We start from the raw sequence: 26,127 nt of genomic DNA on the forward strand, positions 1-26,127 counted from the left end.
ACGATCTATTCACCACCCCTGTTGCGCTGTTCCAGCTCATCACCCAAGCGCCCCAGCGTCGGCCGAATGCCGGCGCGGTGCGCGGCGCGGGCGATGGCGTGCGCTGCCAGCGGGGCGCTGGCCAGCAGAATCAGCAGGCCGAGAAAGGCCTCCAGTGCCAGCTCGCCACTGCTGGCCAAGGCGACTGCGCCAAGTAACAGGACGGCGCCGAGAAGCCCGGCCTTGCTCGCCGCATGCATGCGGCTGTAGCTATCGGGCAGGCGCAGCACGCCAATCGCGCCAAGCAGAGAGATCACTGCGCCGCTCAGTACCAGCAGCGAGGCCAGCCAGGCTTGTACTTCGTTCATGGGCGTTCCTCGCTCTTCTCCGGCATCTGGCTGTGGGCGTCATCGAACAGGAAGGCAAAGGCTGCCGTGCCGAGAAACGACACCAGTGCCAGCAGCACGGCGACGTCGATGAACAGCGCCTCGCCGCGCATCAGGCACAGCAGCGCCATGGCGGCGACCGCCAGCAGGGTGAGGGCGTCGATGGCCACCGCACGATCCGGGCGGCTCGGCCCGCGCAACAGGCGATAGAGGCTGATCAAACCGCTCAATGCGAGCAAGGCTGCAGCCAGGGGCAATACCCAGGCGGCACCGGCCAGGTGCAGGGTCATGGCGTTACTCCTTCGGCTTTGCCGGCATCGAGCCAGGCCAACAGGCGGCGTTCCAACTCGATGAGGATTTCGGTCACGTCCTCGCGGCGCCGCGCATCGAGGGCGTGGATATAGAGCAGGCCTTGCTCCTCGTCATAGTCCAGGGCCAGGGTGCCGGGGGTCAGGGTCAGCAGGGTACCGAGCAGGGTGACCTTGTCCACCTCGCGGCGAGTCACCGGGTAGGCCAGCACAGCCGGTTCCACATCTACTCGGCGCGCCAGCACCAAAGTGGCGACGTGGTAGGTAGCGAGAAACACCTGGGCGATGAACCACAGGCAGAAGCTCACACCATGCTCCAGGCTGCGTGCGTAACGACGCAGGCGCCCGATTGCCAGGCCCAGCAGGCGAGCGATCAGGTAGAGCAGGGCGAAGGCCAGCAGGCCACCACCGAGATGAGCGGCGCCGAGGCTCCAGGCCAGGCCGGCGCTTGCCAGCAAATGGATGACAAACAGCATCAGGTACCTCCTGCGCCAGTGAAGGGTTGCAGATAGGCTTGCGGATCGGCGAGTTGCGCGGCGGCCGCCACGGCATAGTCGATCAGCGGGCCGGCGCCCAGGCCGATCAACACGGTCAGCAGTGCCAGGGCGCTCATGCCCAACCAGGCCGCGCGTATACCGGTAACCGTTTGCAGCGCTTCTTCACCTCCCGGATGGGGCTTGAGAAATGCTTCGTTCCAGATCTTGTTCATCGATAGCAGGGTGAACACACCGGTCAGCAGGGCGATGCCCGCCGCCCACCACGCAGCGGCATCCAGGCTGGCCTTGACCAGCAGGAACTTGGCCCAGAAACCGGACAGCGGCGGAATGCCTGCCAGCGACAGCGCCGGAATGGCGAACAGCAGCGCCAGCCAGGGCATGCGCTTGTACAGCCCACCCATGTCAGCCAGGCGCTCGGAGCCGCAGATGCGCGCCGCCAGGCCGCCGATGAAGAACAGGTTGGCCTTCACCACGATATGGTGGATCAGGTAGAACACCGCGCCGGCCAGCGCCAGCGGGGTGGCCAGGGCGAGGCCGAGGATCATGTAACCGACCTGACTGACGATGTGGAACGACAGGATACGGCGCACCTCGGTCTGCGCCGCCGCACCCAGAACGCCCACCAGCATGGTGGCGCAGGCGACCCACAGCAGCAGTTGATGCGGCAGACCGTATTCCGGCCAGAGCAGGGTCACCAGGCGAATCAGCGCATATACGCCGACCTTGGTCAGCAGCCCTGCGAACATCGCCGAAACCGCCGTCAGGGCGACGTGATAGGTGGCCGGCAGCCAGCCGAACACCGGGAACAGCGCGGCCTTGATGGCAAACGACAGCAGCATCAGCAACAGCGCCGGCGTTACGCCTGGTGGCGCCTCACCGCTGCGCATGATCACTGCCAGCTCGCCCATGTTCAGCGTGCCGCTGGCGCCATAGACCAGGCCGGCGGAGAGCAGGAAGATCAGCGTGGCGAACAGGTTAAGGGCCACGTAGGTCATGCTGCCAGCCAGCCGGCGGCTGCCGCCGCCAAGCGCCATCAGGGCGAAGGAGGCGATCAGCAGCACCTCGAACCAGACATAGAGGTTGAAGATGTCGGCGGTGATGAAGGCGCCGCAGATGCCGGTCAGCAGACCCTGGATGAACAGGTGAAAGTCGCGACCGATCTTGCTGTCGTTGTCCTTGGCCACGCCATAGAGCAGGGTGACCAGCGCGACCAGGGCACTGATGGCGATCATTACCGCCGACAGGCGATCGATCACCAGGCTGATGCCGAACGGCGCCTGCCAGTCGCCCACCTGCCCACTGAGCACCACGCCTTGTGCGGCCTGCCAGACCAGCACCAGGCCTACGGCCAGCAGCAGTGCGGTGCCGGTCAGGCTGAGCACGCGCACGGCCAGCAGGTGGCGGCGCAGGATGATCGCCAGCAGCAGACTGCACAGGGGCACGAGGATCGGCGCAACGAGTAACGCGTGATTCATCGGCGAGCCTCCGCACCATTGGCGTCGTGTTCATGCTCGCTGTCGTGCCAGTCCGGTGCCGGTTGCTCGGTGATCGAGCTGACCGAGTCGGTGGTCTTGTCGCCATGCAGTTCGCGGGTGCGCTTGAGCAGCGCCAGGGCGAAGATGAACAGGCTGAAACCGATGACGATGGCCGTCAGTACCAATGCCTGTGGCAACGGGTTGGCCGTGCTGGCAGCGTTGCCAGCCTCGACGAAGGCCGGGCGTTCGCCGAAGAAGCGTCCGGCGGTGAGAACCCCCAGGTTGATTGCGTTACCCAGGACCACGACGCCCAGCACGACGCGCTTGAGGTTGCGATCCAGGAGCATCCACAGACCCAGACCCGCCAGGCCTCCGGTAGTGATTGCGGCTAGCCATTCCATTACTGGCGAACTCCCGTCAGCTTGTCGATCATGTGCAGGGCGGAGCCGAACACGGTGAGGAAAACGCCGATATCGAAGAGCAAGGGCGTACCCAGCGGCAGCCCGCCAGGGAAGGTCCAGAGACCGGTAAGAAAGGCGCTGCCCGCGATCAGGCCAAGCATGCCGGCACCCGCAGCACAACCCAGGCCGATACCGATCAGCTGCGCAGGCGCAACGGGCAGCACCCGGCGAATCTGCCCGTGGCCGTAGGTCAGCACCAGCAGGATCAGGCCGCAGGCCGCCACCAAGCCGCCTATGAAACCTCCGCCGGGCAGGTTGTGACCGCGCCACAGCACCAGCAGCGAGGCGGCCATCATCAACCAGGCCAGCGGGCGCAAGCCTTGACGCAGCAGCGGCGAGGTGAAGGCATCTTCCCCGCTATGCTCGTTGCCGAAGCGCCGGCCGGTGCTCAGCAGGCTGGCCGCCGCCAGGGCAGAGAGGGCGACCACGAGGATCTCGCCCAGGGTATCGAACGCGCGGAAGTCCACCAGGATCACGTTGACCACGTTATGCCCGTGGCCACCCGGCAAGCTGTTGGCCTGATACCACTGGGCGATTTCGCCCGGCAGTGGCAGGCTCACCGCCAGCAGCAGGGCACCGGTCACGCTGAGGCCGAAGAGGATCGCTACGCTGGCGTGCAGGCGTCGCTTCCACGGCGCGCGTGCACCGCTGGTGGGAACTGTGGGCATCTTGCGAAACACCAGGGCGAGGAAGATCAGACTGAGGGTTTCCACCATCAGCTGGGTCATCGCCACGTCCGGTGCATTGACCGAGACGAATACCAGCGCCAGGCCCAGGCCGCAGGCGCCCAGTGCGGCCAGCAAGGTCAGGCGGCCAGGCAGGAACGCCGCTGCCACACCGCCGGCCAGTGCCAACAGGCAGCCGGCCAGGCCCAGCGGCGAGATCGGGCTGTAGTTGCCCTGTAGCAGTTGCGGCAGCGCCGGCAACAAACCGACCGCCAACAGGCCACCGACCGCCAGGGCCAGCAGCACCAGATGCTGACGCAAGGAGCCGTGCTGGAAACGGGCGGCAAGCAGACCGGCGAGGTGGAAAACGCGTTTGAGCAAACGATCCCAGAGCAGGTCGCCACTGACGTTCCAGGCCGCGTTGGCACGATCGAGCGCCTGCCGTACCCGGTCGCGCATCACGTAGAACAGCACGCCCAGCGATACTGTCAGCAAGCTGGCTACAAGCGCTGGGGTGAGGCCGCCCCACAGATACAGATGCACATCCACCGGGCCGCGTGCCACGGCCTGCACCGCGTTGTTCACCAGCCAGGTCTCCGGCCAGGCATTCCAGGCGCCGAGCAGGAAACCGCCGATGGCCAACAGCATCGGCCCCAGCCACATCGGCAAGCCGACTTCGCGCGGCGTGCGCGGATAGTCGCCACGCTTGCCGAGGAAGGTCTGCAGGAAGACCAGGCCGGCAGCGGCGAACAGCAGGGCGTTGGTAAGGATCATCACCAGCGTTACCGCCCAGCCGATATGACCCATCTCGATCAGGCCGGTGTACTTGAACTCCTTGGCGATGAAGCCGAAGAAAGGCGGCAGGCCGGCATTGGAGAATGCTGCCAGGGCTACTGCCGCACCAGTCAAGGGCATGAACCGGATCAAACCACCCAGGCGTGCCAGCTCGCGGGTGCCGGTGGCGTGGTCGATGGCGCCGACTGCCATGAACAGCGCACCTTTATAGAGAGAATGCGCCACCAGATAGAGCACGAACGCCTGCAGGCCATAGCTGGTGTTGGTGCCGATCAGCATGGTCAGCTGGCCCAGCACGGTCACCGTGGTGTACGCCAGCAGGCGCTTGAGGTCGGTCTGGCGGAAGGCGAGGAAGGCGCCGAGCACTGCAGTGGCTGCGCCGAAGGTAATCAGCAGGGTGCCCCAGCCGACGGAGCCGCCGAGTACCGGGTTGAGACGGGCCAGCAGGTAGATGCCGGCTTTTACCATGGTCGCCGAATGCAGATAGGCCGACACCGGAGTGGGTGCGTTCATCGCATTGGGCAGCCACAGATGGAAGGGCACCTGCGCCGATTTGGTGAAGCAGCCCAGCAGCACCAGGGCAATGATCGCCGGCAGCAGCACATGGCCTTCGATCTGCTCGGCGCTGAGATTGGAGAACTGCCAGTTGCCCGTCGCGCCACCGAGCAGGATCAGTCCCGCCAGCAGCGCCAGGCCGCCGCCGCCGGTGATCAGCAGCGCCTGCAACGCCGCACGGCGCGATACCGCTTTGTCGTGTTGAAAACTGATCAGCAGGAAGGAGGCGATACTGGTCAGCTCCCAGAACACGAACATCGCCACCAGGTCGTCGGCCAGCACCAGGCCGAGCATCGCCAACATGAACACCAGCAAGTACGCGTGAAAGCGGCCGAGGTGGACGTGGCTGGACAGATAACTGCCGGCGTACAGCACGATCAGGCTGCCGATGCCGCTGATCAGCAGGGCAAAAACCAGCGAGAGGCCATCCAGGCGCAGGCTCAGGTTGATATCCAGTGCCGGAATCCAGCTCAGGCTTTGCATCACGGCGCCGCCACCGGCGATCAGCGGGATCTGTTGAACGAACCAGACGAAGGCCGCCAGCGGCGCCAGCATCAGCAGCCAACCTGTGCGAGCACCCAACAGGCGCGTCAGGCCGGGTGCCATGATGGCGGCCAGGGCGATCAGGGACAGTAGGTAGAGCACTCGTTTCTCCTGTGCCGAGCGTCGAATCCAAGGCGGCCTGACGACTACGTATCCACCGTAGCTGCGCTATTCAGGGCGTATTGGTCATATCAGGCCGCATTTGTTTCATCATAGGAAAAACCAATCGAAGATCGCTATTTTATGAAGTTTCAGAACATTGCATGATAGGCGGCTGCCATCATTGGCAGTATTGAGATAAGCAGCGAAACAGGAGAACAGCGTGCAGATTCAGGGCTATTTCGACTTGCGCTTCGAAGCGGTGAGGGACGCATTCGCCGCACTGTTCGACGACGCGCAGGAACGGGGCGCGGCCCTGTGCGTGAAGGTCGGCGGGGAAACCGTGGTCGACCTGTGGGCCGGAGTCATGGACAAGGACGGCCAGCAGGCCTGGCACAGCGACACCATCGCCAATCTGTTCTCCTGCACCAAACCCTTCGCCGCCGTGGTGGCCCTGCAACTGGTGGGCGAGGGCAAGCTCGACCTGGATACGCCGGTGGCGCGCTACTGGCCGGAGTTCGCTGCAGCCGGCAAACAGCGCATCAGTGTGCGTCACCTGCTCTGCCATCAGGCCGGCTTGCCGGCGTTGCGCCAGGCGCTGCCCGCTGAGGCGCTGTACGACTGGCAGACCATGACCGGCGCGCTGGCAGCTGAAGAGCCTTGGTGGCCGCTGGGTGAGGGTCATGGTTATGCGCCCATTACCTATGGTTGGCTCATCGGTGAGCTGATTCGCCGTGTGGAAGGCCGTGGCCCGGGCGAGAGCATCGCTGCGCGCATCGCCAAGCCACTGGAGCTGGATTTCCATGTCGGCCTGGCTGACAGCGAGTTCGAGCGCGTCGCCCATATCGCTCGCGGCAAGGGCAACCTCGGCGATGCCGCCGCGCAGCGCCTGCTCAAGGTGATGATGAGTGACGCCAATGCCATGAGCACGCGCTCGTTCACCAACCCGCCGTCGATCATGACCAGCACCAACAAGCCGGAGTGGCGGCGCATGCAGCAACCGGCAGCCAATGGACACGGCAACGCGCGCAGCCTGGCGGGCTTCTATGCGGGTCTGCTCGACGGCAGCCTGCTCGATGCTGACCTGCTGGGCGAAATGACCCGCGAGCACAGCGTCGGTGACGACAAGACCCTGCTGACTCGCACGCGTTTCGGCCTCGGCTGCATGCTCGATCAGGCCGATGTGGCTAACGCCACCTATGGGATGGGGGCGAAAGCCTTCGGCCATCCCGGTGCTGGTGGTTCCAGTGGTTTTGCCGACCCGGAGCGAGACCTGGCATTTGGTTTCGTCACCAACAATCTAGGACCGTTCGTCTTGATGGACCCCCGCGCGCAGAAACTTGCGCGGCAGATTGCGGACTGTATCTGATTGAAACGGCTAAACTTGCGCCAACCGTTCAGTACCAACCATAACGATCCGACCATTAGATTTGTGTGACCCCGGGGGCTACATGCGTGCCAACAAGATTTTTGCCTTTACCTGCTGCCTGCTGATCGCGGGCTGCGCCGGCTCGGAAAAGAAGGAAGTCGCCAAGCCGGCAGTGATGCCACCGCCTCAAGTTACCCGCGCCTGGCTCGACGAGTACGAGCCGAAACTGCGTGAAGCGGTCAAGGGCAGCCACTTCGAGTTCGAGCGCCGCGAAAACCTGCTGGTGGTCACCGCCCCGGTGCAGGGCTCGTTCAATCCGGATCGTCCGCACATGCTGCTACCGGTGAGCCTCGGCCCCATCACCCGTGTAGCCAAGTTGCTGGAAAGCGACGAAGACGTTGCCGTGGTCGTGCTCGGCCATGCCGACAGCAGCGGTGACGACGCCCAGAACCGCGACCTGAGCCAACAGCGTGCGCGGGCCGTGACCTCCATCTTCCGCCTCAGCGGCCTCAAGCAGAACCGCTTGCAGGTCATGGGCCTGGGCTCCGACGCACCCCGTGCGGCCAACGACAGCGCGGCCGGCCGTGCACTCAATCGCCGCGTGGAGATTCTCCTGACTTCGCGTGACACCATGCAGGGCCTGATCGCCAAGTACAGCCAGCCGGCCAAGGTGGAGCTCAAGGATGCACCCAAGGTAGCTGCCGCAGATCAAGGAAAAGTGAGCAAGTCGGAGTAAGCTTGCGGGCATTTCCACCCTGCGCGGGCAAGCACTAGAAAGCAGCCGGATTGGCTTCTGGCCTTGCCCTGAGGAATTGCCATGACCCAAACCTTGGCCGATATGCGCCGCGACTACACCCGCGACGGCCTGAGCGAAGCCCAGGCCCCGCTGGAACCCTTTGCCCTGTTTCGTCAGTGGTTCGATGACGCGGTCAAGACCGAGCAACTGCCGGTTGAACCCAACGCCATGACCCTGGCCACCGTCGACGAAGAGGGCCGCCCGCACTGCCGGGTGCTCCTGCTCAAGGGCCTCGACGAGCGCGGCTTCACCTTCTTCAGCAACTACGACAGCGCCAAGGGCCGCCAGCTTGCAGCGCGCCCGTTCGCCGCCATGACCTTCTTCTGGCCCAGCCTGGAACGCCAGGTGCGCATCGAAGGCCGCGTGGAGCGCGTGAGCGCTGCCGAATCCGATGGCTATTACCAGGTGCGTCCCTTAGGCAGCCGTATCGGCGCCTGGGCCTCGCCACAGAGCAAGGTGATTCGCGACCGCGCCGAGCTGGAGAGCCTGCTGGCGGAAACCGAAAAACGCTTCCAGGGCCAGACCCCGCACTGCCCCCCGCACTGGGGCGGTTACCGCCTGCTGCCCGAGCGCATCGAATTCTGGCAGGGCAGGCCAAGCCGCCTGCACGACCGCCTCAACTACCGCTTCAAGGGCGAGGCCTGGATTCGTGAACGGCTGGCTCCCTAGGGGCTAGTGGTCGCAACATCCCGAGAGAAAGAGGGAAGCAGCGAGCCTTGAGGGCTCGCTGTGGTTGCGTTGTGCGGCCGGCGGTTACAGCGTCGAGATGGTGCCGCCGTCGATACGGTGCTCGGAGCCGGAGACCGACGCGGCCCGCGGCGACGCGAGGAAGACGATCAGGTCAGCCACCTCCTGAGGCGTGGCAGGCCTACCCAGCGGGAGTCCACCTATCGCCTCCATGACGATTCGTCTGCCGCCTTCGTAGTCGGTGCCCGCCTCTTCAGCCAAGCGCTCGGCAAACCTTATGGACGCCTCGGTCTCTATCCATCCGGGCGCGACGCTCAGCACACGCACACCCTTGGGCGTCACTTCCCGTGCCAGGGACTTGCTATAGGTGGTGAGCGCTGCCTTGGCGGCGGCGTAGGCGGTGGTGGACTCTGGCAGCGGCATCATGCGCTGGATCGAGCTCACATGAAGGATGACGCCCGAGCCCTGGGCCAGCATCGCCGGTACCAGGGCGCGGTCCAGGCGCACGGCCGGCATCAGGTTCAAGTTCAGCTCGGCCTGCCAATGCTCATCACTGAGGGCGGCAAAGCCACCGGCAGGTGCGCTCGAACCGCCAACCGAGTTGATCACGATATCCACACCGCCCCAGCTATCCAGAACGGTCTGTGCGAGGTGCGCCGCGCCTTGCGCCGTCGTCAGATCGGCGCCAATGTAGGCGACGCCATCCGCAGGTTGTACCGACACGTCGCGCGCCGATGTCGCCACTCGGGCGCCAGCCGCCACCAGGGCCTGCACCACGGCAGCGCCAAGGCCTTGGGTGCCTCCGGTGACCACCGCACGCAGGCCATCGAGTCGAAGGTCGAAGTTCATGCTGTGATCTCCAACGATGCGATCAGGCCGCGTTCAAGATGGAAACGGTACGAAAGAATGATCGGGCTGCCAGGGAAGTTGCCGCTGACCTTGGTGCTCACGAGCTGGAATTCGTCCTCTTGCTCGATGGCAAAGGGCACGCTGGTGGCGCTGTACTTGGCCGATGCCTCCGCCAGGAAGGCCTGGATGGCCTCGACGCCCGTGTAGGTATGACCGAAGTCGGTCATAACGGCTTGCGCCGTGAAGCAATGCGCCAACGCTTCGGGGTTGTGTTCAGCGGCAAAGTAAGCAGCGATTGGCTCGGGAAGGGTCAAGGTGGACATGCTGTCGGCTCCATAGGATCAGTGATAACCCTAGGGTGAGTGCCGGACAGAATTAAATGAATCACCTAGAATCAGCATTGGCTATGTAGAGAACGATGCATAATGCGCGGGTCAGAGTTTGCCGAGCTAAAGGCCTTCGTGGCTGTTGTCGAGCGTCAGAGCTTCGCCCGTGCGGCGGAGCATCTGGGCCTTTCTCCCTCGGCACTCAGCCAGACCATCCGACAGCTCGAAGCGCGCCTTGGCGTACGCCTGCTCAATCGCACCACTCGCAGCGTCGCACCATCGGCCAATGGCGAGCTGCTCTACAAGCGTATCGCCCCCTTGTTTCAGGAAATGGCTATTGCAGTCGCCGAGGCCAGTGAGGCGACAGGCCAGATAAGCGGCACGCTGCGCGTCAACACGCCGGGGATCGCCGCCAGAACGCTCATCGCACCTCGGCTGGCACGATTCCACCAGGCCCACCCTGAGGTGCTGCTCGACATCGTGGTCGACGACGCCTTGGCCGATATCGTGCTCGGCCGTTTTGACGCGGGCATCCGTGTAGGTGGCCGGCTTGAGAAAGACATGGTGGCCGTTCGCCTGACCCCAGATCTGAACATGGTCGCCGTAGCGTCTCCGGATTATCTCGCGCGTCGAGGTACGCCCCAATCACCTGCCGAGTTGCAGGATCACGCCTGCATCAACTGGCGCTTGCAGATGGATGGCAGGCCCTATCGCTGGGAGTTCCAGGATTGCGGGCAACTGCTGGAGATTACGGTAGATGGCCCCGTTGTTACCAATCATCCTGACATCGGCATCGCTGCCGCCCTGCAGGGGCTCGGCATTGCCTACCATTTCGAAAGAGAAAGCGTGGGCGAGCTCCTCGCTCAAGGGCGGCTGGTTCAGGTCCTCGCTGACTGGTCGATCTCGCGCCCAGGCTTGTTTCTTTATTACCCGAACAGGCAATACCGACCAGCCGCGTTAGGTGCATTCATAGACTGTCTATTGGATAGAAACCTGTTTGATCGACCCAGCCACGAAAAATATCGGCGATAAGGGCGAAGCAAAGGCCAATGGGACATATGACCTCGAGCACATGGAGCCAACGGCTGGCGCGACAGTAGCTTTGAGGGCCTGTTTTACTGTCGAGATCATTCATGCGGCTGGGCCTGATTTCTGGTCATAGGCTGCTTTTTTGGCCAAAAGCCACCCTCCACAAGTCCCCCTTATCGCCTGTCCACCACCTACCGCTGAGCACGCCATTCGCCAAGAAGGCTGTACGAAACGAGCACATAAGATACCCTTGCGCCACGAACCAACCAGGACGCTGCGAACCGAACGATGGGTTTTGAACAATTAGCCGAGCTACGTGACCGCCTGCGCGCCGAGAAGCAGCAGGTACAGCAGGTAAAGACCGAAAGCGCGAAGCCGCAAAAGCGCAAGCAACCGCACAAAGCCAAGCCGCGCGAGCAGGATCCTACCGTCGAGGCGATCTGGCGCTTGCAGAAGCACTTCCCCTTGGCCTTTCCGGTCAATCCGGCGCCCAAGGTGCCGTTGAAAGAGGGCATTCTCAAGGACGTCGAGCAGCATCTGCAGTTGCTCGGCATCACCGCTGAGCAGCTCAAGGCGGGTATTGCCGCCTGGTGCCGCGGCGGTCGCTACTGGGCTGCCATGACCGAAAATGCACCGCGTCTGGATCTGCAAGGCCAGCCCGTTGGCGTGGTGACGGCGGCGCAAGCGCTGCATGCCAAGCAGCAGGCCAGGCGCCACCGTGCCGAGGCTCGGCGCAATCAGGCCAAGGCGAAAGCACCAGCGGACGACAAGGCCGCCGAGAGCGCCGGAGCGCCTGCTGCGGAGTAAATGCTGGCTACCTGAAGGTTTCGCCGGCGCTGCGAGGGATACTTCGTGAGGCGCCGCTGACACGCCTACAATGGCGGCCTCATTCGCGAGGCCGTTTCTCATGCTCGAACTCGACTCTACTCTGGCGCAGCATATAGTCGACCGCGCCATGGCCATCCTGCCGCACAACATCAATGTGATGGATGCCCAGGGCATGATCATCGGCAGCGGCGACCCCAGCCGCCTGCATACCCGCCACGAAGGCGCACAACTGGTGCTGGCCAACCGTCGCGTGGTGGAGATCGACGCCCAGGCAGCGGCCTGCCTGCGCGGGGTCAAGCCCGGTGTCAACCTGCCGTTGCTGCATGCCGAGCGCCTGATTGGCGTGCTGGGTATCACCGGTGATCCCGAAATAGTGCGGCCCTATGCCGAGCTGGTGCGTATGGCTGCGGAGATGCTGGTCGAGCATCGCGTGTTGCAGGCCGAGCGGCACTGGCAGCGGCATCAGCAGGAGGCCTGGTTGCGACAGTTGCTCGACCCCATGCTGCGCCTGTCCAGTCTCGAGGTCGATGCCGAACGCCTGGGCCTGCAACTGACCTGGCCGCGCCAGATGTGCCTGCTGCAACTCGATGGAGAGGGCGATCCTCTGCCGCGTCAGGCGCGTCTGCTCGCCGCACTGGGGGGCAAGAGTGAACATCTGGTAGCGCCGCTCGGGCGTCATGAGCTGCTCTGGTGTCGGCCCTACAGCGCCACGCGCGATGATCGCGCCTGGCTGCAGCAGGCTGACGAGCGCGAGTGGGGCGTGAGCTCGCTGGCGCTCAGCGACCCGCTGCATGACCTGACCGAGCTGCGCCAGGCCAGCCTGGTCCTGCGCGATCTTCAGGCCTACGGTCAGGCGCGTTTTCCTGGTCGACGTTTGCTGCGTCTGGACGAATTGCGTCTGCCGACGCTGCTCTATGCCCAGCGCCACAGCTGGTTGCTGCAGGGCTGGCTGGCACCGTTGCGTCAGGTGCTGACGCAGGACCCACAGGGCACGCTGAGGGCGACGCTGGAAGCCTGGTGCGCGCATGACGGTCAGGTGCAAACCTGTGCGCAGGAGTTGGGCATTCATCGCAATACGTTGCGCTACCGCCTGGAGCGCATCGCCGAACTCAGTGGCCTGGACCTCAATCGGCTGGATCAGCGCCTGCAGCTATCCTTGGGGCTGGGCTTGCTGGAATCCGCCGCGAAGGATCAGTCGAACGCTCGGTAATCCGCTACCACTGGTAAAGGCGGGCAGATGGCTTTGTGCGATTGCACAGCCTCTAGCGCGTGGCTGCGGCTGTTTTAGTGCCAGCGCACAGGGCGAGGCTGGGGTTGGCTGAGCCACAATGTGACGCCTCTCGGCATTCCCATCCGGGCCCTGCGCCCGCCATAACAACAATGAGGAGACTGGTCATGGGCCTGGTCCTGATTCTGGTGGCACTGATCGCGTTCATCGTGCTGTCCACTACCCGTTTGAAATTGCACCCTTTCCTGGCGTTGCTGGCCGCTGCACTGATCGCCGGTTTCGCCTACCAGCTGCCCGGCGGCGAAATCATCAAGACCATGACGGCCGGCTTTGGCGGCATTCTCGGTTATATCGGTATCGTCATCGTTCTCGGCACCATCATCGGCGTGATCCTCGAACGTAGCGGTGCCGCCATCACCATGGCCGAGACGGTGATTCGTCTGTTGGGCCAGCGTTTCCCCACCCTGACCATGTCGATCATCGGCTATCTGGTATCGATTCCGGTGTTCTGCGACTCCGGCTACGTCATTCTCAACTCGCTGAAGAATGCCCTGGCCGCGCGCATGAAGGTGTCCGTGGTGGCCATGAGCGTGGCTCTGGCGACCGGCCTTTACGCCACTCACACCTTCGTGCCGCCAACCCCCGGTCCGATCGCTGCGGCCGGCAACCTGGGTCTGGAAACCTCCCTGGGCCTGGTGATTCTGGTCGGTCTGCTGGTCGCAGCGGTCACCGCCGTCGCCGGTATGCTGTGGGCCAACCGTTTCCTCAAGCAGAACGACCACGAATTGCTGGAAGAAGCGCCGAGCGAACTGCTCGCCGATAACGTCGATTTCGATGCACTGCGTGCCCGCTATGGCAAGTTGCCCAGCGCCTGGCAGGCGTTCGCGCCAATCTTCGTGCCCATCATCCTGATCTGCCTGGGCTCGGTCGCTGCTTTCCCGAGCAAGCCCTTCGGTACTGGTGCTTTCTTCGACGTGCTCAGCTTCCTCGGTCAGCCGGTTGCCGCGCTGCTGGTAGGCCTGGTGCTGGCTTGCTCGCTGCTCAAGGGCGAAGGCAAGCGTCAGCAGTTCCATGATCATGTGGCTCATGGCCTGAAAGAGGCGGCGCCGATTCTGTTGATCACCGGTGCCGGTGGCGCCTTCGGTGCGATTCTCAAGGCCACCGCGCTGACCGGTTATCTGGGCGACACCCTGTCGGTGCTGGGCATCGGCCTGTTCATGCCTTTCCTGGTGGCCGCTGCGCTGAAGAGTGCTCAGGGTTCTTCTACTGTTGCCCTGGTTACCACCTCGGCGATGGTTGCGCCGCTGCTGGGCAATCTGGGGCTCGACAGCGAGATGGGCCGCGTGTTGACCGTGATGGCCATTGGTGCGGGTGCGATGACCGTCTCTCATGCCAACGACAGCTTCTTCTGGGTCGTGACCCAGTTCAGCCGCATGAAAGTGGCGACCGCTTACCGTGCCCAGACCATGGCGACCCTGATCCAGGGTATTGCCGGTATGGCCGCTGTCTGGCTGCTTAGCCTGGTTCTGCTGTAATCCCGCTTTACCGGCAGGCGGCTACGGTCGCCTGCCTCCTTTCGAGGTACCTATCATGAAAATCGTCATTGCTCCTGACTCCTTCAAGGAGAGCCTCAGCGCGCCCGATGTGGCCGCTGCCATCGCCCGCGGTTGGCAGCAGGTGTTTCCCGAGGCCGAGTGTTTGCTGCGGCCAATGGCCGATGGCGGCGAGGGTACGGTCGATGCATTGCTGGCTGCCGTGGGTGGCGAGCGCCGTGAGCGTGAGGTACGTGGCCCCATGGGCGCGCCGGTCAGGGCGCATTGGGGCTGGCTGGGGCAGGGCACGGCGGTGATCGAGATGGCGGCGGCCAGCGGCCTGCACTGGGTGCCGCGTGAGCAGCGCGATGCCCGTCTGGCCAGCAGCTTCGGCACTGGCGAACTGATCCGTGAGGCGCTGGATGCCGGTGCTACGCGAATCATTCTGGGGCTGGGCGGTAGTGCCACCAATGACGCCGGCGTTGGCCTGTTACAGGCATTGGGGATGCGTTTTCTCGATGCCCAGGGGCGGGAACTGGCGCCGGGCGGTGTGGCTTTGGCCGGTCTCGACCAGCTCGATCTGAGCGGGCTCGATGCACGTTTGCTCAAGGTGCAGATCGAGGTCGCCGCCGATGTCGACAATCCCTTGTGCGGGCCACGCGGCGCATCCGCAGTGTTCGGCCCGCAGAAGGGCGCAACGCCTGAGCATGTCGCGGAGCTGGATACGGCACTCGGCCGCTTCGCCCGTATCGCAGCGGCGACGCTGGGCGAGGATCACGCCGAGTTTCCCGGTGTGGGTGCGGCGGGTGGTCTCGGTTTCGCTGCTCGTGCTTTCCTCAAGGCCAGTTTCCGTCCCGGTATCGCCCTGGTGGCCGAGCTGTCCGGCCTTGCCGCCGCAGTGGAGAACGCGGATCTGGTGATTACCGGGGAAGGGCGCATGGATGCCCAGACCCTGCACGGCAAGACACCGGTCGGCGTAGCGCGTGTGGCGCGTGCGGCCGGGGTACCGGTCATCGCTTTATCCGGTAGTTTGGGCGACAACTATCAAGCGCTGTACGAGGCGGGTATCGAAGCTGCATTCAGCCTGGCGCCGGGCCCGTTGTCCCTGGAGCAGGCCATGGCCGGTGCGGCGGCCGAGTTGCAGGCGCGTACCACGGATATCGCCCGGCTCTGGCGTCTCGCCCGGGCCTGATGAGGCGAACCTGGCTGAACTTGGTCTGTCTGAAACAACTATTGTTCAGGATCCGTCGTGACAGTTACGCTCGCCCGGCGTCTAATGGATTGAGATACCTCTGGAGGAATTGCTATGCGTAAACCCACTCTGCTCATTACCTCGCTGGCCGCGATGCTGGCCCTCGGGGGCTGTCAGTCCAGCCTGACCGGCGATACCTACAGCCGCGATGAGGCCCGAGCGGTGCAAACAGTACGCATGGGCACCATCGAATCGCTGCGCCCGGTGAAGATCGAAGGGACCAAGACACCGATCGGTGCAGGTGCCGGTGCTGTGGTTGGTGGCATCGGTGGTAGTGGCCTCGGTGGCGGACGCGGCAGCGCGGTGCTGGCTGTGGTCGGTGCCGTTGCCGGTGGTCTGTTGGGCGCCGCAGCTGAAGAAGGCCTGACCCGGACTCAGGGTGTTGAGATCACCGTGCGTGAGGACGACGGCACCATGCGCGCCTACGTCCAGGAAGTTGAGCCGAACCAGGTGTTCCGTGTCGGCGAGCGCGTGCGCATCATGACGGTAAACGGTACCAGTCGCGTCACCCACTGATCGTTACAAACCAGCCGGAGCAGCTTTGGTTGCTCCGGCTTTTTCTTGCCTGCCATCTCTGGTGACAACTCGTCGGGCTTGCGCAAAAGAAGCGCTCCCGGCAATTTTTTGTGGCCTCGCTATAGTGGTGATCGGCTGTCAGCAGCACTTCCAGCCACCTGCATGTTACCAAGTGTGTTTAACGATAATTCAATGCATGACGTTGTCTTGATAGTTATGGATAATCGGCCGTTATGCTTGTACCGACAACGACTTAGCTGAACCGTTGTGGTGCATGAACTATCACCGTCAGGGAGTTGCGACTCCAATTCTCGTCGTTGGGTCAGCTGATCCGACGTGCCTGCTTAAGGGGTTTTCCGATGGCGCTTGCGCTGATTGTCGCCTTGCCATTTCTTGGGTTGTTTCTGCCGGTGCTTGCAGATCGGCTTGGACGCTCGGCCTGTGCCGCGGCTGCTGCTATAGCGCCCATCGTGGCGCTGGTGCTGCTGTTCAGCTACCAGCCTGCAGTGTTCGCAGGTGAAGTGCTGCGGGTCAAACTGGAGTGGTTGCCGCACCTGGGGCTGAATCTCAGTCTGCGCCTCGATGGTCTGGGCTTTCTGTTTGCCCTGCTGATTCTCGGCATCGGCCTGCTGGTCATCCTCTACGCGCGCTATTACCTGGCCAAGACCGAGCCGATGGGGCGTTTCTTCGCCTTCCTGCTGCTGTTCATGGGCGCCATGCTCGGTGTGGTGCTGTCGGAAAACCTGCTGCTGATGCTGATGTTCTGGGAGCTGACCAGTCTGTCGTCGTTCCTGCTGATCGGCTTCTGGGGTTCGCGCTCCGATGCCCGAAAGGGCGCGCGTATGGCGCTGGCAATCACCGGTGGCGGTGGTCTGGCGCTGCTCGCCGGTATCCTGCTGATCGGCCACATCGCCGGTAGCTTCGAACTGTCTCAAGTGCTGGCCGCCGGCTACGCGATTCGCGCGCACGAGTTGTATCCGCTGGCGCTGGTGCTGGTGCTGCTCGGCGTGTTCACCAAGTCGGCGCAATTCCCTTTCCATTTCTGGCTGCCGCACGCGATGGCGGCGCCGACACCGGTATCCGCCTATCTGCACTCGGCGACCATGGTCAAGGCCGGGGTCTTCCTGCTGGCGCGTCTGTATCCGGCGCTGGCCGGTTCCGAGTGGTGGTTCTACATGGTCAGCCTGACCGGCCTGGCCACCCTGCTGGTAGGCGCAGGCATGGCGCTGTTTCAGCATGACCTGAAGGGCCTGCTGGCGTATTCGACCATCAGCCATCTGGGGCTGATCACCCTGCTGTTCGGCCTGGATACCCAGCTAGCGGCTGTGGCGGCGGTGTTCCACATCATCAACCACGCGACCTTCAAGGCTTCGCTGTTCATGGCTGCCGGCATCATCGACCACGAAACCGGTAGCCGCGACATGCGGCGAATAAACGGCTTGTGGAAGTACATGCCGCATACGGCGGTGCTGGCGATGGTGGCGGCTTCGGCCATGGCTGGCGTGCCGCTGCTCAATGGCTTTTTGAGCAAGGAGATGTTCTTCACCGAAACCTTGCACCAGCATCTGCTGGGCGGTTTCAACTGGGTGATTCCGGCTGCCGCGACCCTGGCCGGGGTGTTCTCGGTGGCCTACTCGCTGCGTTTCATTCACGACGTGTTCTTCAATGGCGAGCCGATCGACTTGCCCAAATATCCGCCGCACGAGCCGCCGCGCTACATGAAGGTACCGGTCGAGGTACTGGTGTTCCTCTGCCTGCTGGTCGGCATCGTGCCAGCCTATACGGTAGCGCCGTTGTTGGCCGCCGCTGCCGCTTCGACGCTGGGAGGGGAGTTGCCCGAGTACAGCCTGGCGGTCTGGCACGGCTTCAACCTGCCGCTACTGATGAGTTTCGTTGCGCTGTTCGGCGGGATCATCGTCTATGCCTGTCGCAAGCCGTTGTTCCGCTGGTATGAAGGTTTGCCCAACCTCGACGCCAAGGACGCCTTCGACCAGGTGGTGCGCTACATGACGCGTATGTCCGTGCGTTTCACTGCGTTTCTGGAGTGCGGTTCGTTGCAACGCTACCTGGCCTGGATGATCGGCAGTGCCCTGACCCTGGTGGTGATCGCGCTTTCGCCTCTGGAGCAGTTGACCGGCAGCGTGCCGATGACGCCAATCGATCCGCTGACCGTCACGGGCATGTTGATCCTGATGGTGACTGCGGTGCTCACCGTGGTTTTCCACCGCCGCCGCCTGGTGGCGCTGATGATCCTCAGCGCCGCTGGTCTGATGGTGGCGCTGGCCTTCGCCCGTTTCTCCGCGCCGGATCTGGCGCTGACCCAGTTGTCAGTCGAGGTGGTGACCATCATCCTGCTGATGCTCACCCTGTACTTCATGACCGATCGCACCCCGGCGGAGTCGAGCAGCCTGCGCGGCCTGCGTGATCTGGTTCTGGCGCTGGGCAGCGGCACCATGGTGGCAATGCTGACCTACGCCGTGCTGACCCGTCCTTACCAGAGCATTTCCTCGTTCTTTCTCGAGAACAGTGTCTCCGGTGGCGGCGGTACCAACGTGGTCAACGTGATTCTGGTGGACTTCCGCGGTTTCGATACCCTGGGCGAGATCACCGTGCTGGCGATTGCCGCCATGGGCATCTATGCGCTGCTGCATGGCCTGCACCTGCCGCATCCGACCCACGACAAGAACGGTCGTCCATGGTCGACCGATGCGCATCCGATGATCCTCGACAACCTGGCGCGGGCCATGCTGCCGATGGCGCTGCTGATTTCGGCGTTCATCTTCCTGCGCGGGCACAACCTGCCGGGCGGCGGCTTCATCGCCGGCCTGATCACCTCGGTGGCGCTGATTCTGCAGTACATCTCCCATGGTGTGACCTGGACCCAGGAACGCCTGAAATTCAGCTATCACGCCACGGCCGGTTGGGGCGTGCTGATCGCCGGACTGACTGGTCTGGGCAGTTGGCTCTTCGGCTCGCCGTTCCTGACTTCGGCGTTCGGCCATTTCCATATTCCGCTGATCGGCGAAATCGAACTGGCCACCGCGATCCTCTTCGATCTCGGGGTGTATCTGGCCGTTGTCGGCGCCACCCTGCTGATTCTTTCCAATATCGGCCATGTCAGTCAGGACGAGTCGTGCAAGGAGGTCATCTGATATGGAGGCAGTATTCGCAATCACCCTCGGGGTGCTGACTGCCAGCGGCGTCTACCTGCTGCTGCGGGCGCGCATCTTCCCGGTCGTGATGGGGCTGACCCTGATCTCCTATGCGGTCAATCTGTTCATCTTCGCCACCGGCCGGCTCGGCACGGGTGTGCCGGCGGTGATCGGCAAGAGCACCGAGTACGGTGACCCACTGCCGCAGGCGCTGGTGCTCACCGCTATCGTCATTGGCTTCGCCATGACCGCGTTCGTCGTGGTGTTGGCCCTGCGTGGCATGGGCGAACTGAAAACCGATCACGTCGATGGCGAGGAGCCGCGCGCATGAGTCACGCCATCATCCTCCCCGTTCTGCTGCCGCTATTCTTCGGCGCATTGTTGCTGGTCGGCCACGGCTGGTCGCGGGACCTGAAGCGGGGTATTTCCCTGGTCGGCTGCCTGGCGCTGCTGCCGGTGTGTCTGTATCTGGTGTTGTTGGCTGGTGCGGGGCAGTTGCAGGTCTATGCGCTGGGTAACTGGGCGGCGCCGTTCGGCATCATGCTGCTGCTCGACCGCTTCAACGCTGCGCTGTTGTTGCTCACCGCGTTGCTCGCCTGCTTCGCCCTGATCTACGCCTGCCGTGGCGACGATGAGCGTGGGCCGAACTTCCATGCGCTGTTCCAGTTCCAGCTGCTGGGCATCAACGGGGCGTTCCTCACCGCCGACCTGTTCAACCTGTTCGTGTTCTTCGAGATCCTGCTGATCTCTTCCTATGCACTGCTGCTGCATGGCAACCGCGCCAATCAGGTCAAGGCGGGCGTGCATTACGTGGTGCTCAACCTGCTGGGCTCTTCGTTCTTTCTGATCGGCGTCAGCCTGCTGTATGGCCTGACCGGCACCCTGAACATGCCGGACCTGGCTGCGCGGGTGGCCAGCGCCGATGTTGCCGATGCGCCGCTGATCAAGGCGGCTGCCTACCTGCTGCTGATCGTTTTCGGTCTCAAGGCCGCCGTGCTGCCGCTGTGCTTCTGGCTGCCGCGCGCCTATGCCGCAGCGCCCGCTTCGGTGGCGGCGTTGTTCGCAATCATGACCAAGGTGGGCTTCTACGCCGTCGTTCGCGTGTTCACTCTGGTGTTCGGCGAAGAGGCTGGGCCGCTGGCCAATCTCGGCCATGAACTGCTCTGGTGGCTGGCCCTGCCGACCATTGCCTTCGGTGTAATTGGCGCCCTGGGAGCGCGCCAGTTGCAGGCGCTGCTGGCCTATCTGGTGGTGATTTCGGTGGGTACGTTGATGGCAGGTTTCGCCATCGGCAATGTGGCGGCGTTGAGTGCTGCGCTGTATTACATGGTGCACAGCACGCTGATCAGTGCGGCGTTGTTCCTGCTGGCCGGCCTGGTGGTCGCCCAGCGTGACAGCGCCGGCGGTGATCTGCAGCAGGAGCGCGTGCTGCGCCAGCCGCTGGTGCTGGGCTGCATGTTCTTCTTCGCCTCCATTTCCGTGGCCGGGTTGCCGCCGTTCTCCGGTTTCCTCGGCAAGATGCTGCTGTTGCGCGCGGCGGAGCCTGGCTGGCAAGCCTGGAGCCTGTGGCCGGTGGTGCTGATCGGTGGGCTGCTGACGCTGGTGGCCCTGAGCCGCGCTGGTACCAGTCTGTTCTGGCTCGGCCATGGTGCGGATGCGTCGCCTTCGAAAGCCGAACCGGCTGATCGCGTCAGTCTGCTGGCTGCGCTTGGCCTGTTGCTGGCCAGCCCGCTGCTGCTGATCGCTGCCAAGCCCATCCTGGCGTATCTGGAGGCTGCTGCGGCGCAGTTGCTCGATCTGCAACCCTATCTGTCGATCATCGCCGGAGGTGCGGCATGAGGCGTTTCTTCCCCCACCCGCGGATGATGCTGGTGCTGACGGTGCTCTGGCTGCTGCTGGTGAACACCTTCAACCTGGGGCATCTCCTGCTCGGGCTGTTTCTCGCCTGGGCCATCGTACATTTGTGTGGCGACTTCCTGCTGCATGTGCCGAGGGTGCGCAAGCCGCTGGGGCTGGTGTTGTTCACTGGCAAAGTGTTCTACGACATCGTGGTGGCCAATCTACAGGTGGTGAAACTGGTGTTGGGGCCGAAGTCGCGCCTGCAGCCGGCATTCGTTGAGGTGCCGGTGGGAATCGAGGATGAGTTCGTCCTGTCCACCCTGGCCTGCATCATTTCGCTGACCCCCGGCACGGTCTCTGCCTGCCTCAGCTCCGATCACAAGACCCTGTTGGTGCACGGACTCGATGTGCCCGATCGCGACGAACTGATCGCGGCGGTCAAAAGCCGTTACGAAACGCCGCTGCTGGAGATATTCGAATGCTCGAGAACGTAGTCTTTCTGTGCATGGGCATCCTCACGCTGGCCATGCTGCTCAATGTCGCGCGCTTGGTCGAGGGGCCGAACGTGGTTGATCGGGTTCTGGCACTGGATACTCTTTATATCAACGCGCTGGCGCTGATCGTACTGTTCGGCATCTGGCTGGCATCGGATCTGTTCTTCGAAGCTGCACTGCTGATCGCGGTGATGGGCTTCGTCGGTACGGTCGCAGTGGGTAAGCACCTGTTGCACGGCGACATCATCGATTAAGAGGGAATGACCATGCCGTTCTGGCTGGAGTTGTTGATTTGTGCCTGCCTGATTCTTGGCAGTCTGTTTGCCCTGGTGGGGGCCATCGGGCTGTATCGGCTGCCGGATTTCTTCACGCGCCTGCACGGGCCGACCAAGGCTACGACGCTGGGCGTCGGTGGTACGCTGATCGCGTCGATGCTGTTCTTTGCCCATCACACCGGCAGCCTGAGCCTGCATGAACTGCTTATCACCCTGTTCCTGTTCCTGACTGCGCCGGTCAGTGCGCATATCCTGGCCAAGGCGGCGATGCAGCAGAAGGTCGAGCTGACCGAGCGTACTCAAGGTCAGCCCTGGGACGATGATCACTGAGCCACTGTCAGGCGTTTCTCGCGCCTGGCTGTCACTGTCGCCAGGCAATTGCCCGCTCTAGACTGCGCTCTTGAATCAGGCGGCGTATTGCGTCAGAGGAGTCAGGAGATGAGCGAGCTGGTCATTCGTCAGGCCTGTGTCGAGGATATCGAGGCACTCTGCGCGCTGATTCTCGAGCATGGGCCCAACCCCTGGAATCATCTGCCCGAAGCCGAGGTTCGCCAGCACCTGCAGGGTATTGCGTCAAGTACGACCTTGGCCGTGCTGGCCGAGGAGCAGGGGCAACTGCTGGGGTTCGTCAGTTATCGCCTGACCCAGGATTTCGCCGCTCATCAACCTGCCGCGCGTGCCGGACAGGTGCATGGCTACATCTGCGAAGCGGTGGTGCATCGCGATTGCGTCGGCCGAGGATTGGGGGCGCGTCTTCTGCGTGAGGCCGTCACCGAGCTGGGGCGGTTGGGCGTCAGCGATATCTATATCGATCGTCACGAAGAGAATGCGGCATCCGCGGGGATGATGCGCAAGGCCGGTTTCAGTGAGCTGCTGACCTATGCCGATCCCACGCGGCGGCCCAACGGTTCGGGGCGTTCGACGCTGTGCTGCCTGCGTCGCGAGGACCTTTGATGCTTCTGCGGCTAGGCGCTATCACGACTGACGGATATCCGTAGGGTGGGTTAGGCGCCTGTCATCTATCCCAATGAGCCTAAAAAATTCGTTGCGCCGTAACCCACCATTGGCGCAGCGCAGGACAATCGCCTGGTGGGTTACGCGGCGCACTACGATGGCGGTGATCAGACATTCGCAGGTTTGGCGCCGCTAACCCACCCTACGGGGGGGGGGGTGACGCGAAGGGGCTTAGCGATTCAACCCAAGCATGTCTTTGGCAACGGCTTCGGCCACGCGGATGCCGTCGACCCCAGCGGAAAGAATGCCGCCGGCGTAGCCGGCACCTTCACCGGCCGGATACAGCCCCTTGAGATTCAGGCTCTGCAGGTCATCGCCACGGGTGATGCGCACCGGCGAAGAGGTGCGCGTCTCGATGCCGGTGAGTACCGCATCGGCCAGGTCGAAGCCCTTGATCTGCTTGCCGAAGGCCGGCAAGGCTTCGCGGATGGCTTCGATGGCGAAGTCCGGCAGCGAGGGCGCCAGATCGCCCAGTTTCACCCCCGGCTTGTAGGAGGGGTGTACTTCGCCCAGCGCAGTGGATGGGGTGCCCTTGATGAAGTCGCCCACTAGTTGCCCTGGCGCCTCGTAGTTGCGACCGCCGAGCACATAGGCGTGCGATTCCAGACGCTCCTGCAGCTCGACGCCGGCCAGTGGTCCGCCCGGATAGTCCTGCTCGGGCGTGATGCCGACGACGATGCCGGCGTTGGCGTTGCGCTCGTTGCGCGAATACTGGCTCATGCCGTTGGTGACCACACGCTCACGCTCGGAGGTGGCGGCGACCACGGTGCCGCCTGGACACATGCAGAAGCTGTACACCGAGCGGCCGTTGCTGGCGTGGTGTACCAGCTTGTAGTCGGCAGCGCCGAGTTTCGGATGGCCGGCATATTTGCCCAGGCGCGCGCGGTCGATCAGCGACTGCGGGTGTTCGATACGGAAACCGACCGAGAAGGGCTTGGCTTCCAGGTACACGCCACGGGCATGCAGCATGCGGAAGGTGTCCCGCGAACTGTGGCCGAGAGCCAGCACCACATGGCGGCTGAGCAGCTGCTCGCCGTTCTCCAGCACCACGCCGGTGAGTTGGCCGTCTTCGATCAGCAGGTCGCTGACTCGCTGCTGGAAGCGCACTTCGCCGCCCAGGGCCTTGATCTCTTCGCGCATGGTGGCGACCACGCCGGTCAGGCGGAAGGTGCCGATATGCGGCTTGCTGACATAGAGGATCTCGTCCGGCGCGCCAGCCTTGACGAACTCCTGCAGCACCTTGCGCCCGTGGTGGTAAGGGTCCTTGATCTGGCTATACAGCTTGCCGTCGGAGAAGGTGCCAGCGCCGCCTTCGCCGAACTGCACGTTGGAGGTGGGGTCGAGCACGTTCTTGCGCCACAGGCCCCAGGTGTCCTTGGTGCGTTGGCGTACTTCCTTGCCGCGTTCCAGCACAATGGGGCGTAAGCCGGCCTGGGCCAGGATCAGCGCCGCGAAGATGCCGCAGGGGCCGAAGCCGACCACGATGGGGCGTTCGTCCAAAGGCGTTTCGGCCTTGCCGACCGGCTTGTAGGTGATATCCGGTGCCGGGCCTACATGCTTGTCATCGCTCAAGCGAGCGAGCAGGGCGGCTTCGTCTTTCACCTCGCAGTCGAGGGTGTAGATGAACGGCATGTCGCCAAACTTCTTGCGCGCATCGTAGCTGCGCTTGAACACGCTGAAGGCCAGCAGCTCGCTATCGGCGATGCCCAAGCGCTGGACGATGGCCGGGCGCAGCGCATTCTCGGGATGGTCGAGGGGCAGTTTCAGTTCGGTCAGGCGAAGCATGGGCAGTGTCCTGGTTGGCCGGTGGCGATCCGGCAAGGTGAAGAAGGTCGGCGATTGTACGGGATTCGCGGTCCGGGTGGAGAGGACGGCATTCTCGAACTACTGACGGCTTTGCTCCGTTGAGCGTAGGTGAACGATGTCTCGAACGCTGCGCGAGTGCGTACTCAGCCGCGCTGACGTTCGATTGCGCGACCCTGAATGAACATCAGGGCAGCGCCCGCGAAGGCTGCTGCCGCGGCATAGACGATCACGGCTTGCGAGTCGAGGCTGTCGATGATCAGCCCTCCTAGAACCGCTCCTGCGGCAATGGCGACCTGGAAGGTCGTTGACAGCAGGGCGCCAGCGCTTTCCGCGTGATCGGCGGCGGCGCGCGCGTTCCAGATCGAGATCGATACCGGGAAGGCGCCGAACGCGAAGCCCCACAGCGCAATCGCGACGAAGGCAACGTCGGCCTGAGCGCCGAACAGGATCAGCGTGAGTGCAACGGCAGCGATCAGGAACGAGCAACTGCTGACTGCCCAGGCCGGACTGCGCGCGGCGACGGCGCCGCCGGCAAGATTGCCGAAAAAGCCGCTGACACCAAAGGCCAGCAAGGCAAGCGAAACGGTCGCGACATCCAGGCGGGGAACCTCCTCGAGGAAGGGACGAATGAAGGTCAGAGCGGCGAAGTGCCCGGAAATGACCAGTAGCCCAGTGCAGATGCCGACGACGACCGCACGCCGTGTCAGCGCTGCCTTGAAGGAGGCCAGGCCCGGTGCTGCGGCGGCCGGCAGTTTGGGCAGGGTCAGCATCTGAATCACCAGCGCCACCACGCCAATAGCGGACGCGGACAGGAAGGTTGCCTGCCAGCCCCACAATTCTCCCAGGTAGGCACCCAGCGGGGCAGCGAAGATGGTGGCGAGCGAAATGCCCATCATGATTATCGAAATGGCACGCGGCACCTTGTCCGGGGGCACCAGGCGCAGGGCGAGCGCAGCCATCATGGCCCAGAAGCTGCCGAGGGCGAAGCCCAGCAGCCCACGCGCGATCAGCAGCACCGTGATGTTTGAGGCATAGGCCGAGAGGATGCAGGAGAACACCAGCATGCCCATCAACCCCCAGACGATCTTTTGTCGATCCAGGCGGCCCGAGAACAGCACCACCAGCGGTCCGGCGAATGCGGCGACCACGGCGGTGGCGGTGATGGCCTGGCCCACCGCGCCATTGGATACGCCCAGGTCGGCGGCCATCGGCGTCAGCAGGCTGATCGGCAGGAATTCCGCCGTGACCAGGCCGAAGGCGCCCAAGGCAAGAGAGATGACGGCCCACCACGCAGCAGACATGGATCGGGTGTCAGCAGCAGATGAATCGGTATGGGGCATGATGGAATCCTTCATTTTCGTCTCCCGATAGC

26 protein-coding genes are annotated in these 26,127 nt (G+C 63.6%); 16 read left to right on the top strand and 10 right to left on the bottom strand.

Annotation, left to right across the window (positions count from 1 at the left end; genetic code table 11):
* Positions 1-5: 5 nt before the first annotated feature.
* The 6 genes from mnhG to mbhE are packed head-to-tail and all read right to left on the bottom strand — an operon-like array spanning position 6 to position 5,766.
* Positions 6-347: a monovalent cation/H(+) antiporter subunit G gene (gene mnhG / locus JWV26_RS17770; RefSeq protein ID WP_074913053.1), complete on the bottom strand. Its 342-nt coding sequence runs from the start codon at positions 345-347 to the stop codon at positions 6-8.
* Positions 344-655, bottom strand: a complete 312-nt coding sequence (locus tag JWV26_RS17775; protein ID WP_045734460.1) for a monovalent cation/H+ antiporter complex subunit F — start codon at positions 653-655, stop codon at positions 344-346. Before JWV26_RS17775 ends, mnhG begins: the two co-directional genes overlap by 4 nt.
* Positions 652-1,149, bottom strand: a complete 498-nt coding sequence (locus JWV26_RS17780; protein WP_072422652.1) for a Na+/H+ antiporter subunit E — start codon at positions 1,147-1,149, stop codon at positions 652-654. The genes JWV26_RS17775 and JWV26_RS17780 overlap by 4 nt, the downstream gene beginning before the upstream one ends.
* Positions 1,149-2,645: a proton-conducting transporter transmembrane domain-containing protein gene (locus JWV26_RS17785; RefSeq protein ID WP_074913051.1), complete on the bottom strand. Its 1,497-nt coding sequence runs from the start codon at positions 2,643-2,645 to the stop codon at positions 1,149-1,151. Before JWV26_RS17785 ends, JWV26_RS17780 begins: the two co-directional genes overlap by 1 nt.
* Entirely contained in the window at positions 2,642-3,046 is a 405-nt protein-coding gene (locus JWV26_RS17790) for a sodium:proton antiporter (RefSeq protein WP_021488444.1), read from the bottom strand. The genes JWV26_RS17785 and JWV26_RS17790 overlap by 4 nt, the downstream gene beginning before the upstream one ends.
* A complete protein-coding gene (mbhE, locus tag JWV26_RS17795) occupies positions 3,046-5,766 on the bottom strand; it encodes a hydrogen gas-evolving membrane-bound hydrogenase subunit E (protein WP_074913049.1) in 2,721 nt (906 codons plus the stop codon). Before mbhE ends, JWV26_RS17790 begins: the two co-directional genes overlap by 1 nt.
* A 220-nt stretch (positions 5,767-5,986) precedes the next feature.
* Between mbhE and JWV26_RS17800 the strand changes: the two genes are divergently transcribed.
* The 3 genes from JWV26_RS17800 (at position 5,987) to pdxH (ending at position 8,597) form a co-directional block, all read left to right on the top strand.
* Positions 5,987-7,132 (top strand): serine hydrolase domain-containing protein, encoded by a 1,146-nt coding sequence (locus JWV26_RS17800; protein WP_074913047.1) that lies wholly within the window; start codon positions 5,987-5,989, stop codon positions 7,130-7,132.
* A gap of 82 nt (positions 7,133-7,214) precedes the next feature.
* Positions 7,215-7,868: an OmpA family protein gene (locus tag JWV26_RS17805; RefSeq protein ID WP_064494362.1), complete on the top strand. Its 654-nt coding sequence runs from the start codon at positions 7,215-7,217 to the stop codon at positions 7,866-7,868.
* 81 nt (positions 7,869-7,949) lie between these two features.
* Complete coding sequence (gene pdxH / locus JWV26_RS17810; RefSeq protein ID WP_072422648.1) at positions 7,950-8,597, top strand: pyridoxamine 5'-phosphate oxidase; 648 nt, start codon at positions 7,950-7,952, stop codon at positions 8,595-8,597.
* A gap of 84 nt (positions 8,598-8,681) precedes the next feature.
* Here pdxH and JWV26_RS17815 read toward each other — a convergent pair whose 3' ends face one another.
* A complete protein-coding gene (locus JWV26_RS17815; protein ID WP_206417460.1) occupies positions 8,682-9,464 on the bottom strand; it encodes an SDR family oxidoreductase in 783 nt (260 codons plus the stop codon).
* Positions 9,461-9,787: a nuclear transport factor 2 family protein gene (locus tag JWV26_RS17820; RefSeq protein WP_206417461.1), complete on the bottom strand. Its 327-nt coding sequence runs from the start codon at positions 9,785-9,787 to the stop codon at positions 9,461-9,463. The genes JWV26_RS17815 and JWV26_RS17820 overlap by 4 nt, the downstream gene beginning before the upstream one ends.
* Before the next feature lie 102 nt (positions 9,788-9,889).
* On the opposite strand from JWV26_RS17820, the gene JWV26_RS17825 reads away from it, so the two are divergent.
* The 13 genes from JWV26_RS17825 to JWV26_RS17885 all read left to right on the top strand — a co-directional run bounded on the left by JWV26_RS17825 (position 9,890) and on the right by JWV26_RS17885 (position 22,889).
* Positions 9,890-10,822 (top strand): LysR family transcriptional regulator, encoded by a 933-nt coding sequence (locus JWV26_RS17825; RefSeq protein WP_206417462.1) that lies wholly within the window; start codon positions 9,890-9,892, stop codon positions 10,820-10,822.
* 285 nt (positions 10,823-11,107) lie between these two features.
* A complete protein-coding gene (locus tag JWV26_RS17830; RefSeq protein ID WP_206417463.1) occupies positions 11,108-11,626 on the top strand; it encodes a ProQ/FinO family protein in 519 nt (172 codons plus the stop codon).
* 100 nt (positions 11,627-11,726) lie between these two features.
* On the top strand, positions 11,727-12,857 hold the full coding sequence (locus JWV26_RS17835) for a sugar diacid recognition domain-containing protein (protein WP_206417464.1): 1,131 nt from the start codon (positions 11,727-11,729) through the stop codon (positions 12,855-12,857).
* A gap of 185 nt (positions 12,858-13,042) precedes the next feature.
* Positions 13,043-14,410 (top strand): GntP family permease, encoded by a 1,368-nt coding sequence (locus tag JWV26_RS17840; protein WP_072422642.1) that lies wholly within the window; start codon positions 13,043-13,045, stop codon positions 14,408-14,410.
* Positions 14,411-14,465: 55 nt separating this feature from the next.
* Positions 14,466-15,599, top strand: coding sequence for a glycerate kinase (locus JWV26_RS17845; RefSeq protein WP_206417465.1), 1,134 nt, complete (start codon positions 14,466-14,468; stop codon positions 15,597-15,599).
* A gap of 114 nt (positions 15,600-15,713) precedes the next feature.
* Positions 15,714-16,175, top strand: a complete 462-nt coding sequence (locus JWV26_RS17850; protein ID WP_017677796.1) for an outer membrane lipoprotein — start codon at positions 15,714-15,716, stop codon at positions 16,173-16,175.
* Positions 16,176-16,534: 359 nt separating this feature from the next.
* A complete protein-coding gene (locus tag JWV26_RS17855) occupies positions 16,535-19,327 on the top strand; it encodes a monovalent cation/H+ antiporter subunit A (protein ID WP_072422640.1) in 2,793 nt (930 codons plus the stop codon).
* Between the two features lies 1 nt (position 19,328).
* Positions 19,329-19,658 (top strand): Na+/H+ antiporter subunit C, encoded by a 330-nt coding sequence (locus JWV26_RS17860; protein WP_072422639.1) that lies wholly within the window; start codon positions 19,329-19,331, stop codon positions 19,656-19,658.
* Positions 19,655-21,166 (top strand): monovalent cation/H+ antiporter subunit D, encoded by a 1,512-nt coding sequence (locus JWV26_RS17865; protein WP_074913034.1) that lies wholly within the window; start codon positions 19,655-19,657, stop codon positions 21,164-21,166. Before JWV26_RS17860 ends, JWV26_RS17865 begins: the two co-directional genes overlap by 4 nt.
* On the top strand, positions 21,163-21,660 hold the full coding sequence (locus JWV26_RS17870) for a Na+/H+ antiporter subunit E (RefSeq protein WP_072422637.1): 498 nt from the start codon (positions 21,163-21,165) through the stop codon (positions 21,658-21,660). The genes JWV26_RS17865 and JWV26_RS17870 overlap by 4 nt, the downstream gene beginning before the upstream one ends.
* Positions 21,645-21,914 carry a K+/H+ antiporter subunit F gene (locus JWV26_RS17875; RefSeq protein WP_004423843.1) on the top strand — a complete coding sequence of 90 codons (270 nt, stop codon included), beginning with the start codon at positions 21,645-21,647 and terminating at the stop codon, positions 21,912-21,914. Before JWV26_RS17870 ends, JWV26_RS17875 begins: the two co-directional genes overlap by 16 nt.
* A gap of 12 nt (positions 21,915-21,926) precedes the next feature.
* On the top strand, positions 21,927-22,265 hold the full coding sequence (locus JWV26_RS17880) for a Na+/H+ antiporter subunit G (RefSeq protein ID WP_072423722.1): 339 nt from the start codon (positions 21,927-21,929) through the stop codon (positions 22,263-22,265).
* Between the two features lie 108 nt (positions 22,266-22,373).
* Positions 22,374-22,889, top strand: coding sequence for a GNAT family N-acetyltransferase (locus tag JWV26_RS17885; RefSeq protein ID WP_206417466.1), 516 nt, complete (start codon positions 22,374-22,376; stop codon positions 22,887-22,889).
* Between the two features lie 231 nt (positions 22,890-23,120).
* On the opposite strand, the gene JWV26_RS17890 is transcribed toward JWV26_RS17885, so the two are convergent.
* Entirely contained in the window at positions 23,121-24,734 is a 1,614-nt protein-coding gene (locus JWV26_RS17890) for an NAD(P)/FAD-dependent oxidoreductase (protein ID WP_206417467.1), read from the bottom strand.
* Between the two features lie 164 nt (positions 24,735-24,898).
* A complete protein-coding gene (locus JWV26_RS17895) occupies positions 24,899-26,110 on the bottom strand; it encodes an MFS transporter (protein WP_241201228.1) in 1,212 nt (403 codons plus the stop codon).
* Positions 26,111-26,127 lie beyond the last annotated feature (17 nt).

This window comes from Ectopseudomonas toyotomiensis (assembly GCF_017167985.1).
In the GTDB taxonomy this organism is placed as follows: domain Bacteria; phylum Pseudomonadota; class Gammaproteobacteria; order Pseudomonadales; family Pseudomonadaceae; genus Aquipseudomonas; species Aquipseudomonas toyotomiensis.

What these genes read in the sequence shown, in the direction of transcription:
- JWV26_RS17880 (WP_072423722.1), top strand. Translation starts at nt 21,927, where the DNA reads ATGCCGTTCTGGCTGGAGTTGTTGATTTGTGCCTGCCTGATTCTTGGC.
- JWV26_RS17830 (WP_206417463.1), top strand. Translation starts at nt 11,108, where the DNA reads ATGGGTTTTGAACAATTAGCCGAGCTACGTGACCGCCTGCGCGCCGAG.
- JWV26_RS17790 (WP_021488444.1), bottom strand. Translation starts at nt 3,046, where the DNA reads ATGGAATGGCTAGCCGCAATCACTACCGGAGGCCTGGCGGGTCTGGGT.
- JWV26_RS17780 (WP_072422652.1), bottom strand. Translation starts at nt 1,149, where the DNA reads ATGCTGTTTGTCATCCATTTGCTGGCAAGCGCCGGCCTGGCCTGGAGC.
- JWV26_RS17785 (WP_074913051.1), bottom strand. Translation starts at nt 2,645, where the DNA reads ATGAATCACGCGTTACTCGTTGCGCCGATCCTCGTGCCCCTGTGCAGT.
- pdxH (WP_072422648.1), top strand. Translation starts at nt 7,950, where the DNA reads ATGACCCAAACCTTGGCCGATATGCGCCGCGACTACACCCGCGACGGC.
- JWV26_RS17875 (WP_004423843.1), top strand. Translation starts at nt 21,645, where the DNA reads ATGCTCGAGAACGTAGTCTTTCTGTGCATGGGCATCCTCACGCTGGCC.
- JWV26_RS17850 (WP_017677796.1), top strand. Translation starts at nt 15,714, where the DNA reads ATGCGTAAACCCACTCTGCTCATTACCTCGCTGGCCGCGATGCTGGCC.
- JWV26_RS17860 (WP_072422639.1), top strand. Translation starts at nt 19,329, where the DNA reads ATGGAGGCAGTATTCGCAATCACCCTCGGGGTGCTGACTGCCAGCGGC.
- JWV26_RS17890 (WP_206417467.1), bottom strand. Translation starts at nt 24,734, where the DNA reads ATGCTTCGCCTGACCGAACTGAAACTGCCCCTCGACCATCCCGAGAAT.
- JWV26_RS17845 (WP_206417465.1), top strand. Translation starts at nt 14,466, where the DNA reads ATGAAAATCGTCATTGCTCCTGACTCCTTCAAGGAGAGCCTCAGCGCG.
- JWV26_RS17825 (WP_206417462.1), top strand. Translation starts at nt 9,890, where the DNA reads ATGCGCGGGTCAGAGTTTGCCGAGCTAAAGGCCTTCGTGGCTGTTGTC.
- JWV26_RS17835 (WP_206417464.1), top strand. Translation starts at nt 11,727, where the DNA reads ATGCTCGAACTCGACTCTACTCTGGCGCAGCATATAGTCGACCGCGCC.
- JWV26_RS17805 (WP_064494362.1), top strand. Translation starts at nt 7,215, where the DNA reads ATGCGTGCCAACAAGATTTTTGCCTTTACCTGCTGCCTGCTGATCGCG.
- JWV26_RS17840 (WP_072422642.1), top strand. Translation starts at nt 13,043, where the DNA reads ATGGGCCTGGTCCTGATTCTGGTGGCACTGATCGCGTTCATCGTGCTG.
- JWV26_RS17895 (WP_241201228.1), bottom strand. Translation starts at nt 26,110, where the DNA reads ATGAAGGATTCCATCATGCCCCATACCGATTCATCTGCTGCTGACACC.
- JWV26_RS17815 (WP_206417460.1), bottom strand. Translation starts at nt 9,464, where the DNA reads ATGAACTTCGACCTTCGACTCGATGGCCTGCGTGCGGTGGTCACCGGA.
- JWV26_RS17870 (WP_072422637.1), top strand. Translation starts at nt 21,163, where the DNA reads ATGAGGCGTTTCTTCCCCCACCCGCGGATGATGCTGGTGCTGACGGTG.
- mnhG (WP_074913053.1), bottom strand. Translation starts at nt 347, where the DNA reads ATGAACGAAGTACAAGCCTGGCTGGCCTCGCTGCTGGTACTGAGCGGC.
- JWV26_RS17775 (WP_045734460.1), bottom strand. Translation starts at nt 655, where the DNA reads ATGACCCTGCACCTGGCCGGTGCCGCCTGGGTATTGCCCCTGGCTGCA.
- JWV26_RS17885 (WP_206417466.1), top strand. Translation starts at nt 22,374, where the DNA reads ATGAGCGAGCTGGTCATTCGTCAGGCCTGTGTCGAGGATATCGAGGCA.
- JWV26_RS17865 (WP_074913034.1), top strand. Translation starts at nt 19,655, where the DNA reads ATGAGTCACGCCATCATCCTCCCCGTTCTGCTGCCGCTATTCTTCGGC.
- JWV26_RS17820 (WP_206417461.1), bottom strand. Translation starts at nt 9,787, where the DNA reads ATGTCCACCTTGACCCTTCCCGAGCCAATCGCTGCTTACTTTGCCGCT.
- JWV26_RS17855 (WP_072422640.1), top strand. Translation starts at nt 16,535, where the DNA reads ATGGCGCTTGCGCTGATTGTCGCCTTGCCATTTCTTGGGTTGTTTCTG.